Origin of the sequence: Lutibacter sp. B1, from assembly GCF_012524075.1 — a bacterium.
Lineage (GTDB): Bacteria > Bacteroidota > Bacteroidia > Flavobacteriales > Flavobacteriaceae > Lutibacter.
The window spans coordinates 21449-34369 of sequence record NZ_JAAZUI010000011.1; the positions used below are offsets into that span (position 1 = coordinate 21449).

Consider the following 12921-nt stretch of genomic DNA (forward strand, 5'->3'; position numbering starts at 1 on the left):
AATTTTTATAATTTATCAAAAATACAAAACTGAGTTCATAAAACTCAGTTTTGACTCACAATTTAATATGTTATACCTATATTATTTTACTCTAAAGGCAAAAAAGCTCCTTTAATTAGTATTTGTTTATCTTTTAAAACAGTATCACCGTTAATAATTTCAACCCAATTTTCATTTTTTAAACCAATCTCAACTTGTGTTTTATCAAACTTGAATAAATCATCATTTTTATCATTTAAAGCCAAAATAAAGTAATTTTCATTTTCTTCTAAAACTGCACTTGATGGTAATGCATATTTTTGTTCAGAACCCGTAATAATCTCCGCTTCAACAAACATTCCAACTAAAAAAGGTTCGTTATCTTCTTCCATATGCCCATGAACTTTAACAGTTCTGTTTTTATCAATTGATTTTCCAATTAAATGAACTTTTGCCTGATATAAAGTTGAAGAAGACTCCGGTATTTTAAAATTTATAGCTTGTTCTTCTTTAATTTTTAAGGCATCTTTTTCAAATACAACTAATTCCAAATGTTTATGATCATCATTAATAATTTCCATTAAAACATCCGATGTATTCATAAATTTTCCAACAGTTGTATAAACCGTAGCAACAACCCCGCTTATAGGCGCATAAATTGGAATTACTGATGTTATTTTACCTGCCTTTACACTTAACGGATTTATATTTAGCAATCTTAACTTTTGTTCTAATCCATTATATAAAGCTTTAGCACTTTTATAATCACTTTCAGCCTTTAAATAGTTTTTTTGAGAAGTGATTTTTTCTTCAAACAATGTTTTTTGACGTTCATACTCTGATTTTAAATATGTTAACTGTTCCGATACTTCTAAATAATTTTGTTGAATTTCAATAAAATCAGGATTTTCAATAGTTAAAAGTAATTGCCCTTTATAAACTTTATCACCAATAAGTAAGGGCGATTTTTTTACATAACCTTCCATAAAAGCACTAACTTCAGCTTTATTTGCAGGAGGAACATCAATATAACCGTTTGTTTTAATACTTTCTGCAAAATTTTGAAGCGAAATTTCTCCTAATTCCATTTTTGAATTATCAAATTGGTTTTTAGTAATTTCAACCAAATCATTGTTCGTTTTTACTAAATCAACTTTATTTTCTTCCGCTTTTGAACCACAAGAGATTGTTAAAGTTATAATTGAAATCAAGGATATGATTTTATATATGTAATTTTTCATTTTTTTATAAGTTTAAATAATTTATTTCTAAAGCTATTTGGTTATAATCGTTCAAATAATTTAAATAGCTGATATTTATTTGATTTGAAGTTTCTATACTTTGAATGTATTGGAAAAAATCAATTTCACCACTGCTATAACCTCTTGTAGCGGTTTTTAAAATTTCTGAAGCCAAATGCTCTCCACTTTCATAATAATAGTTTAATTGCGATTCACATTTTTTTAATTCTTCATGCAAGCTATTATATTTTGATTGCAATTTTAAATTAACATCATAAGCCATTTCATTGGCAATATCCATATCTATTTTAGCAGCTGCTATTTTTGATGATTTTCCAACAAAAAATAACGGAATTGAAATACCCGCCTGATAGCTGTCAATTGAAACATCCGATTTATCACTTTTACTGTTAAAATAATTGAATTGCAAATCGGGTAATAATTGTTGCGTAATTACATTTTTCTTAGCTTTAAACAAGTTGGTATTTTTGGTATAATATTCGTTTATTAAATGGTTTTTTAAATCAATTTTAACAACAGTTACTTTAATTAAATCTGCCTGAGAAATTTTAATTTTATCATCTACTTGAAGTAGTAAATTAAGCTCCTCATAAGCTATATTAATATCATTTTTCAGCTGATTTAACTGAGCAGAATACTGTTTATATTTAGACTGTGAAGTTATCATTTCCAAATAGTTAGACTCTCCTAATTCAAACTTTCGTTTAGCTGCTTTTGAAAAATTACCATACAAACTATCAACATACATTAAATGTTTTAGTTTTTGATTTAAGTACACAATTTTATAGTATGCTCTTGAAACATTTTTGATTAGATTATCCTTTGCTATTGTGTACTCTATGTCAGACAGATCAGCATCAATTTTAGTAGCTTTTTTCTTTGCAAAATATACAGTAGGAAACTCAATTGTTTGATCTATTCCATAGGTTTTGTAAGGATCGCCATCAACTCCTAAATTGGTTTTGTCGTATGTATAATACAGTTTGGTTTTATCCATCTCAAAAGCACTATTCACCAATTTTTCACTTTTATTAAACTCAAGTTTTTTAATATTCAATTGTTTATTATTCTCTGTAGCAATAGAAATTGCTTCTTCTAATGAAATAACTTTTTCTTGAGAAAAACTAAAAAGAGGTGCTAACAATAACAATAGTATTGTTGCAGACTTAAACTTCTTTTTTCTTTTAGGTTTTATTTCTTTTGTGTCAAAAATTGCATACAAAACAGGTAAAACAACTAATGTTAAAATTGTTGAAGTAACTAAACCTCCAATTACAACAGTTGCTAAAGGTCTTTGAACTTCAGCTCCGGCATTGGTTGAAATAGCCATAGGTAAAAACCCTAAAGCTGCTGCTGCTGCTGTCAAAATAACGGGGCGCAAACGTTCTTTTGTCCCTCTCAAAATTCTTTCATATACATTATCCATACCTTGTTCTTTTAACGATTTTAAATGTTCTATAAGTACAATACCGTTTAAAACAGCTATACCAAACAGTGCTATAAATCCGACTCCTGCCGAAATACTGAAAGGTAAACCTCTTAACCATAAAAATAATATACCTCCTACGGCTGATAATGGAATTGCCGAATACACCATTAAGGCTTCTTTCATTGATCTGAAAGCGAAGTGTAACATTATAAATATTAACAATAACGCAATTGGAACTGCAATTTTTAAGCGTGCTTTAGCACTGTTTAAATTTTCAAATTGTCCTCCATAAGTTACAGTATATCCTACAGGTAATTTAACTTGTGTATCTATAATATTTTGAACATCGGTAACAACCGACTGCATATCTCTGTTTCTAACATTAATACCTATAACAATACGTCTTTTGGTATCATCTCTTGAAATTTTAGCAGGACCTTTTGTATAATCTATAGATGCCAACTCGTGTAAAGGAATTTTATCACCATTTGGCGTATCAACATATAAATTTCTTAAATTTTCTATATTTTTTCGATAATCGGATTGTAATCTCACAACTAAATCGAATCTTTTTTCACCTTCAAAAACATTTCCTAAAGTATGCCCGGCAAATGCCATTGAAATCACTTTATTTAAACTTTCAATATCTAAACCGTAACGAGCCACTTTTTTTCTATTGTAAGTAACAGTCATTTGAGGTAAACCATCAACTTTTTCAACAATAATGTCAGAAGCACCTTCTACATTGGCAATTTTACGTTTAATTTCATCGGCTTTTGAAGCTAAAATTTCTAGGTTTTCGCCATAAACTTTTATGGCAACATCGGCTCTAACACCTGTTATTAACTCATTAAAACGCATTTCAATAGGTTGCGTAAATTCAAAATCTATACCTGGTATTACGGATAGTTTTTCTTTGAATTTATCAGCCAATTCATCTTTAGATTTTGCTGATACCCACTCGCCTTTTGGTTTAAGTTTAATAATTACATCACTTTCTTCCATAGACATTGGATCGGTAGGAACTTCGGCAGCTCCAATACGCGAAACTACCTGATCTACTTCAGGGAAATTTTGAAGTAAAATTTGTTCAATTTGCGTAGTTATTTCGGTAGTTTTAGTAAGTGAAGTTCCTGTTTTTAAAACTGGCTGAATCACAAAATCTCCTTCATCTAATGTAGGAATAAACTCACCTCCCATTCTTGTAAATAATAAGCCGGAAGCTATCAATAAAACCATTGCTAAACCAATTACAGCTTTTTTATGATACAACGCCCATCTTATAACCGGTTCGTACATCTTATAAAAAAATGCCATCAAGCGTTTTGAAATATTATCTTTTGTAACTTTTTCGGGCTTTAAAAATATAGAAGATACTACCGGAACGTATGTAAAACATAAAAACATGGCTCCAATTAAGGCAAAACTAAATGCCATAGCCATTGGCCTAAACATTTTACCTTCAACACCGCTTAAAGATAATATTGGAATAAATACAATTAAAATAATAAGTTGTCCAAATACAGCTGAAATCATCATTTTAGAGCTGCTTTTATAGGTAATCTCATCAATACTATCTTGCCTGTCTTCTTTTGAAAGTAGCATCAACTCTTCTCTATTGCTGGTAATTTTATAGGCAATATATTCTACAATAATAACTGCTCCGTCTATAATAATACCAAAATCTATGGCTCCTAAACTCATTAAATTGGCATCAATTCCAAACACATACATCATAGACAATGTAAAAAGCAATGTTAATGGAATAACAGAAGCAACAACTAAACCTGATCTAAAGCTTCCTAAAAGTAAAATCACAACAAAAATTACAATAAGAATACCTAAAATAAGGTTTTCGGCAATTGTAAATGTAGTTTTACCTATCAGTTCACTTCTTTCTAAAAATCCGTTTATATAAACTCCTTCCGGTAATGTTTTTTGAATTTCGGCTACACGTTGTTTAACAGCTTCAATAACTTTGTTAGAATCTCCATCTTTAAGCATCATTACTTGTCCTAATACTTTTTCACCTTCTCCATTTCCTGTAATAGCTCCAAAACGATTAGCATACCCATAATTTACATCGGCTACATCTTTAATTAAAACAGGAACTCCTTCAACGTTTTTTACAACTATATTTTCAATATCTTCAATGGATTTAATCATACCTTCTCCCCGCACAAAATAACTTTCGTTAGTTTTCTCAATATAACCGCCACCTGCAACACTGTTATTTTTTTGAATTGCATCTAAAATTTGGGTATGTGTAATTTCCATTGATTTTAATTTCTCCGGATTCAAAGCAACTTCGTACTGCTTTAAATAACCGCCCCACGTATTTACTTCAACAACTCCGGGAATACCAGATAATTGTCGTTTTACTATCCAATCTTGCATAGTACGTAATTCCATTGGCGAATATTTATCTTTAAATCCCGGTTTTGTATCTAATATGTATTGATAAATTTCGCCCAAACCTGTGGTTATTGGTCCCATTTCAGGCGCGCCAAATCCTTCCGGTATTTTTTCTGCAGCAGTTTTTATTTTTTCAGCAATTAATTGACGCGGTAAATAGGTACCTAAAGCATCATCAAATACGATAGTAACTACAGATAAACCGAATTTTGAAACAGAACGTATTTCTTTAACTCCCGGTAAATTAGCCATTTCCAATTCTACAGGGTAGGTAATAAATTGCTCAACATCTTGTGTTGAAAGATTTCTTGAAGTTGTTATAACCTGCACTTGATTATTGGTTATATCAGGCACAGCTCCTATTGGAATTTGGGTTAATGAAAACAAACCAAATCCAAAAATGGCTGCCGTCATTAACAAAATGATAAGCTTATTGCTTATACTTACTTTAATAATTTTTTGTAACATAATTTAATTAATTAGTAGTGTATAATATTCAATATCAAATAATTGACATTAAAATTAAAAATCAGTAAATTAAATTATGCTTGTTTAGGCGGTTGAAAAAAGCTATTTGTAAAAAGATGAGTTGAAGGCTCTTTGTATGCAAAGTTATTTTTTGCATTAATAAACTCTGTATATTTATTAGGATAATTGTTATTTCCACAGATTATAAAAACTAATTGGAAATGCGTATCTAATTGTTGATGCTTAAAAGGCAATTTTTCATGTTCTTTATGTTTATCCTCGTGCTGTTTTTTTAAACTCCCATAATGCATTTCAAAAAAATCTGAAATACTATCTCCTGCTTGAATATGACAAGTAAAATGGCCAATAAGAGTTGGAATTTTATCAATATCACAAACATCAAAGTTAAAACTTTGAATAAGTACAATGAATGATAAAAATGTTGCCAAAACTTTATTCATGGGCTAAAAGTACTAATAATCAACATTATAAAATGTTAAATTTTATTAAATTATTTTAACAAAACCTTTTTAAACCCTTAGAATATGGTAACGAATGTTACAAAAGCATGAAAATTATGTATTTTGATCTACAATATTTAGATTATTTTCAGAAATATATTCGAGGCATTTTTCCCAATCATCAGCATAATAATCTTTAACTACTTGAATTGTATTTTTATCAATTAAAGGCTTATCATCAAACCAATTATCAGGTAATAGCTTAGCAGTGTACATAACTGAATATCTGATAGCATCTATATATAACCTATAACCAAAATTGGTGATTTTATTTGTTGATATTTTCTTTCTTTCAATATTAACATATTTCATAGTTTTTTGGATTGCTTTTAGTTGTTTTAAACTATAAGAAGTATGTTTTTTATTTAAATCAATATCGCTTTCATTATAAGTAACATTGGTATATTGAGCTACTTTATCAATAAAATTGAAAGGTTTTTTGGTTAATTCTTCATAAAATAAGATCAATGGCTTTTGATGAAAATATTTATTTAGCAACATCAATTTATTATAATACAACAAATCTGAACGATTATAAACCGACTCGTCGTTCTTCATATCCAAAAATTGATCAAAAGTTAAATTTCTACCATTTTTAACAATTCTTTTATAATGAGAAGCAATCCAACTATGTTGTTTTCTCATTACCATAATAACCTTAGTATCAGGATACAACTTTGAAAATTTTTTAATTTCTCGTTCAAATTGCGGACTCAAATTAAGTTCGAAAGAAACCAGATATTTACTATGAGCCTTTTTATCAATAATTTTTTGATAATGTTTATACTTATCTTTATTTATATAGTGCAAATTTTTAAAAAAAGGAAATACTTTTCCTTGAACATATTTTGTACCGGTACGTTCCACACCTATATGAAAAAATATTTCACTTGAATTCATATCTTTTATTTTAAATCTGTCCGTGATATTTTCTTATAAACCATTCTAAACTAAGTAACAAAACAACAAAGCCTAAAAGCCATTTCCAATCAATTAATGGTGTTTTTATAATTTTTGATTTTTGAATATTTTTAAATCTGTCATCATTTACTAAGTCTTTGATTAATTGATCTTCTTGATTGTTATAATATATTTTACCTTGTGTATTAATTGACAATTGTTTCAAATCGTTATCATTTGCATTTACAAACTGTTGCTCAACTTCAAAAGGTAGTATTTTAAATTTACCTGAAGTATTTTCTTTTTGATTCTCAACTGACACCGTATATTCATATTCTCCCGGTTCTATATTTGTTAATTCTATTACAAATCTATTTTGATTAACTGCAAAAGGTATTTTTTTATAAAAATTATTTTCAGTACCGGAAATAGTTAACCATAGCTTTGCCCTATTGTCAAAATTAAAATTTTTATCTAAATAACTCGCTGAAAATTGTACAGCCTCATTAGCATAAAAGAAGGAATTAACAGCTACATTTAATTGTTTGCTTTTTTGATTTGACGATAAATATTGAATTAGATTAGAAAGAAATCCATCAAAATTTTCAAAAGTTTTAGTTTCATTAAAACTATTCATACGCCAGTTCCATATATTTTCACCCAATAAAACAGCTATTTTTTGATTATTATCTTCAAAGGTTACCAATAATGGTTTTTCTGTTTGAAAAGTACCTATTTTTTGAAATAATAGTGAGTTATACGGAACTGTAAAAGCTACATCTCCAAATTGATCCTGTAATGGTGCAAAGCCGGAAAAACCAATATCATCACTTAAAAAAACTGCATAATTGGGATTGTAAACAGGTTGGTAATTTTCTAATTCTGTAATACTATTTTTTGAAAAATAATTCTGGTTCTTATTTAAAAAATCCCAATTGGTACTTGAACCAGTTATAATAAAATAATTTAACTGTTTTTCTTTTATTTCTTTAAAAATATTTTGAAATTTTGTTGTTGGCTGATACAATATAATTAGTTTATAATCTGAATAATTGCCCTTAAAATCACTGATTTTATTTATTGTTACAGCACGTTGTTTATTACTTTCAATAGATCTTTTTAGCATTCCCAAATCAGGATGTGAAATTGAAGTAAGTATCGCTATTTTTGATTCTTCTTTAATTACATTTATACCAAAGTTTTTTGTGTTATTTATAACATTTTTTTCATTTGAAAGTTCTTCAATAGTTGTAGTATAATACTGCTTTCCTTCTGTTGTAGCGTTTAAATAAAATGATGCTGTTTTTACATTATCCGATTTAGAAAATTCAAACTGTTTTGAATAAATTCTAGTTCCTTTTGAATAAACGTTGAATTGTTTTTTTATCGAATTTTTGCCCAAATAATTTATAAAAACCTCTACAGGAAATTTATTGTTTATATAGGTATCTTTATTAACATTTAATTGGCTGATAAACAAATCTTCAAAGGCTGTAGTATCTCCAACTATAATAGGAAAAACCGGGCTTTTATAATTCATAAATTCAACTGTATTCCCTATTGTTTGATTTCCGTCTGTAACAATAATTGTAGGGTTATTGACTGACTTATAAATATCATTAAATTCATAAAAAGGTTTAGCAATATTGGTTTGAGTTTCATTAAAATTTAATGAATCTAAAATACTTAAAGTATTTCCGAACTTATATAAGTTAACGTTATATTTTTCATTTAGCTCGGTATCAGATTTAATTTTATTAATGATAGTATTTACATATTCATTTTGTGATGAATATTTAATTGAATTTGAATTATCTACAGCAATTAACAAATTAGGTTTAACAACTTCTACCAATTGTTTATTAAATGAAGGATTTATAATTAGTAAAAGAATTAAAAAAATGGAAAGAAATCTTAAAAATGAAAGCCAATAATTTAATTGGCTTTTTTCATTTTTATTTTTATAAATATACTGAAATACAGCAATTAGCAAAGCTACAGTTGCAGCTAATAGTATCCATAACAATGTTGCTGTTTTCAATATTATAATTTTATGTTAACATTCCTCCGTCAACACTTAATGTTTGTCCTGTGATATACGAACTCATGTCTGATGCTAAAAATACGCATGCATTTGCTACATCTTCAGGTGTTCCACCACGTTTTAAAGGTATACCTGACCTCCACTCTTTTACAGTTTCTTCAGGTAAAGCTGCAGTCATTTCAGTTTCTATAAATCCGGGTGCAATTACATTACTTCTAATATTTCTTGAACCCAATTCTAACGCAACAGATTTTGAAAAACCTATAATTCCGGCTTTAGATGCTGCATAATTTGCTTGTCCGGCATTTCCTTTTAATCCAACTACAGAACTCATATTAATAATAGAACCTGCACGCTGTTTCATCATTGGTCTAATTACAGCCTTTGTTAAATTGAAAACCGATTTTAAATTAACTTCGATAACGCTATCAAAATCTTCTTCAGAAATACGCATCAACAAATTATCTTTTGTAATTCCGGCATTATTAATTAATACATCAATAGTACCAAATTCCTTTAATACATTAGCTGCAAGTTCTTGCGCAGCTTCATAATTTGCAGCATTAGATTGATATCCTCTGGCTTTAATTCCATAAGATTCTAATTCTTTTTCCAGTTCTTTTGCTGCTTCAACAGACGAACTATATGTAAAAGCTACGTTTGCGCCTTGTTTTGCAAAAGTTAATGCTATTCCTTTTCCTATACCTCTTGTTGCTCCTGTAATTAGTGCTGTTTTATTTTCTAAAAGTTTCATTAATTCGATTATTTATAAGATTCAAATATACATAGATTTAAGAAAAGTACATATAAAAAAAACACCCTAAAAAGGGTGCTTTATACATTTAAAGTTTTATTTTATCTGGTTTTTCGTAGTTAAAGAGATAATCAACATCTAATTCCTTAACATCACCCAATTTACTTAATGCATTTAAATCAACATCCTTTTTATTACCTATAACAAGAATATCATACGTATTTCCTTTAATATTATTATCAAAGAAAACTTTTAAGTCATCTATAGTCATATCTTTGATTGCATTATAAATTTCTTCGTTATTATTTTTTGTTAAGCCTCTTTTTAATAATCTTTCATACGACCAAAAAATATTTGTTTTAGTTACTCTTTCTGCTGCTAACTTTTTAAGTGTTGCTGCCTTTGCGGCATTAAATTGTTCTTCAGCTTCAGGCATATTGGTCATTAATTCCATCATTGCATCTATAGCTTCAGGAATTTTATTTGCTTGTGTTCCTATATATGCATATACATAATTTGGTTTCTCTTTTTCAGAAGCATTTGAATATGCAGAAAATGCAGAGTAGGCCAATGATTTTGATTCTCTTATCTCTTGAAATACTATTGACGATAAACCACTGCCAAAATAAGTATTGAACAATGTTGATGCTGCTATTTTCTCAGGATCAAAAGTATCTCCTTTAGCTAAAAACATCATTTGAGCTTGTACCATATCATAATCTACAAAAAACACATTATCGCCTGTTTCTTTATTTGCATATACAGTTTTTTCAGGATAGTATAGTAAATCTTCAGGAATAGCATGTTTAGTATCTAATGCGGTAATAGCTTGATTTAAATCTTTACCATAATAAAAAATACGGTGTTTGTAATTTTTAAGACTTTTAATCAAATTGGTTAATTCTTCGGGCTGAATTTCATTTAATTCTTCAATCGAATATATATTTCTCAATCCTGAATTCTCTCCATACATACCATAGTTCATTAAACCATTCCACATAATTTCACTTTTATTCGCTTTGGTATCTTCTCTGGTTTTTGAAATTTTTTGCACATATTTATCGTATGTTTCTTGATCCGGTTTTGCATTTTCCCATAAATGCTCCAGTAATTCTAATCCTTTATCTAAGTTTTCTCTTAATCCTGAAAGGTATAAGTACGACTTATCATCACCAGAACTAACTCCATAATCAATTCCTAATTTATAAAACTCTTTTTTTAGTTCATCAGGTGAATAGGTATCGGTTCCTAAATACTCCAAATATCCAACAGCTGTACTTAATTTTTTATTATGATCTTTTCCCATATCAAAAATAATATACAACTGCGCTAAATCATTTAGTTTATTTTCAATAAAAGAAACTTCAATTCCGTTAGCTGTTTTGGTTTTTTGTATTTCTTTTTCATAATCTACAAATTTTGGTTTTAATTCCGGAGATTCAATTTTATTGAAAGCAGTTAAAAAATTGGAAGATATATCTCTATTTAACTCATTAGGCGTAATTTTAGGGTTTTCAACTTTCACAAAATCATCAGCTTTTCCTTGTGTTTTATTTACAACCACATAATTATCTTTATAAAATTCATTTGCAAATTTTACCAAATCATCTTTCGTTATCTTTTTTAAATCATCTAAAAAAGTTACTCTACTCTTCCAATCTTGAAAATGAACAAAAGCATCTACATATTCATAAGCTACAGCCGAAGCATACTCATAACGTCGTATTTTATTTAATTTTAAATCGTTAATAACTGCTTCAATCAACCAATCTTCAAACTCGCCTTTTTTTACTTTTTCAATTTCTCCTAAAATAAGATCCTTTACTTCATCTAAAGATTGATCATTTTTAGGTATTCCATAAAATGTATGCATTCCGTAATCATTTAAAAAAGTAGTAGAACAACCGGCTCTTTGCACTTTTTGTTGTTGATTTAAATCTAAATCTATTAATCCGGCTGTGCTGTTATTCAATATCATATCTATTAAAGTAACATACTTTTCATGTTCAGAGCCTATTCCTTCAGAACGAAATGCTATATTAACTCTTGCTGCTTCAGGTCCTTTAACTTCTTTAGTAATTACATTTGTAAGTGGTACTTCGCTTGGTCTTTCAGGATGAATTACTTCTTTATATTTAAACGATCCAAATGCATTATCTACCTTTTGGATAGTTTCATCAAAATCCAAGTCTCCAACTAAAATAACTGCCATGTTATTTGGCACATAATAGGTGTTAAAATAATTATGGATAGCTTCCATTGAAGGATTTTTTAAATGCTCTGAAACTCCTATAGTTGTTTGCTGACCATATGGATGTTTAGGAAACAAACCATCCATTAAAGCAAAATTAGCTCTTCTAAAATCGCTATCCTGACTACGATTAAATTCTTCGTAAACAGCTTCCAATTCGGTATGAAATAACCGTAAAACTAATTGACTGAAACGTTCTTTTTCTAAAGTAAGCCATTTGTCCAACTCGTTAGAAGGAATTTTATTTACATATACTGTTTCTTCATGCCAAGTCCAAGCATTTGTACCTTCTGCTCCTAAAGAGCTAACCATTTTGTCATATTCATTAGCAATTGCTATTGTTGAAGCTTCATGAGAAACACTATCAATTTTTCTATATATTTCTTTCTTTTTTTCAGTATCCTTTTCAGCTTTATGCTTCTCGTACAAATCTGAAATTTCTTTTAAATATGTTTGCTCTTTTTCAAAATCGGATGTTCCTATTTCATCGGTACCTTTAAATACCATATGCTCTAAATAATGAGCTAAACCTGTATTATCGGAAGGATCGTAAACGGAACCAGCTCTTACCGGAATAAATGTTTGTATTTTAGGTTCTTCCGAGTTTTGGCTTAAATACACTTTCATTCCGTTTTTTAAAGTATATAAACGTAAACCTGTAGGATCGTTCTCTACTGTTTCATAAGTATATCCATTTGCATCAGTATGCGTTTTTGTAGCATATTGTGAAGTTTTTTTACATCCTGCAACTACAAGAGCAAATGCAATTAAAAATAAAAAACCGCTTTTTTTCATAGTAAAATAAATTTTGAGTTGGTAAAATAGGCGCATAAAAAAAGCCTGTTCTTCAAATATAACCAAGAGCAGGCTTTAAGTACAATAAATTTTATTATTTTAT

The 12921-nt window shown here is 28.7% G+C and carries 7 protein-coding genes; all 7 read right to left on the minus strand.

The features are described from left to right. Positions 1–86: 86 nt before the first annotated feature. Positions 87–1220, minus strand: a complete 1134-nt coding sequence (locus HGB55_RS07930; protein WP_168816356.1) for an efflux RND transporter periplasmic adaptor subunit — start codon at positions 1218–1220, stop codon at positions 87–89. A gap of 4 nt (positions 1221–1224) precedes the next feature. Continuing rightward, positions 1225–5553, minus strand: coding sequence for a CusA/CzcA family heavy metal efflux RND transporter (locus HGB55_RS07935; RefSeq protein WP_168816357.1), 4329 nt, complete (start codon positions 5551–5553; stop codon positions 1225–1227). A gap of 74 nt (positions 5554–5627) precedes the next feature. Further along, a complete protein-coding gene (locus HGB55_RS07940) occupies positions 5628–6014 on the minus strand; it encodes a hypothetical protein (RefSeq protein ID WP_168816358.1) in 387 nt (128 codons plus the stop codon). A 114-nt stretch (positions 6015–6128) separates the two neighbouring features. Then, positions 6129–6974: a sulfotransferase domain-containing protein gene (locus tag HGB55_RS07945; protein ID WP_168816359.1), complete on the minus strand. Its 846-nt coding sequence runs from the start codon at positions 6972–6974 to the stop codon at positions 6129–6131. A 10-nt stretch (positions 6975–6984) separates the two neighbouring features. Further along, positions 6985–9015 (minus strand): VWA domain-containing protein, encoded by a 2031-nt coding sequence (locus HGB55_RS07950; RefSeq protein ID WP_168816360.1) that lies wholly within the window; start codon positions 9013–9015, stop codon positions 6985–6987. Positions 9016–9025: 10 nt separating this feature from the next. Then, a complete protein-coding gene (fabG, locus tag HGB55_RS07955) occupies positions 9026–9772 on the minus strand; it encodes a 3-oxoacyl-[acyl-carrier-protein] reductase (RefSeq protein WP_168816361.1) in 747 nt (248 codons plus the stop codon). A gap of 88 nt (positions 9773–9860) precedes the next feature. Further along, positions 9861–12818: a pitrilysin family protein gene (locus tag HGB55_RS07960; RefSeq protein WP_168816362.1), complete on the minus strand. Its 2958-nt coding sequence runs from the start codon at positions 12816–12818 to the stop codon at positions 9861–9863. Positions 12819–12921: the final 103 nt, after the last annotated feature.

Bases quoted from the DNA above. Each gene is read 5' to 3' on its own strand.
- HGB55_RS07930 (WP_168816356.1), bottom strand. From the start codon at position 1,220: ATGAAAAATTACATATATAAAATCATATCCTTGATTTCAATTATAACT.
- HGB55_RS07935 (WP_168816357.1), bottom strand. From the start codon at position 5,553: ATGTTACAAAAAATTATTAAAGTAAGTATAAGCAATAAGCTTATCATT.
- HGB55_RS07940 (WP_168816358.1), bottom strand. From the start codon at position 6,014: ATGAATAAAGTTTTGGCAACATTTTTATCATTCATTGTACTTATTCAA.
- HGB55_RS07945 (WP_168816359.1), bottom strand. From the start codon at position 6,974: ATGAATTCAAGTGAAATATTTTTTCATATAGGTGTGGAACGTACCGGT.
- fabG (WP_168816361.1), bottom strand. From the start codon at position 9,772: ATGAAACTTTTAGAAAATAAAACAGCACTAATTACAGGAGCAACAAGA.
- HGB55_RS07960 (WP_168816362.1), bottom strand. From the start codon at position 12,818: ATGAAAAAAAGCGGTTTTTTATTTTTAATTGCATTTGCTCTTGTAGTT.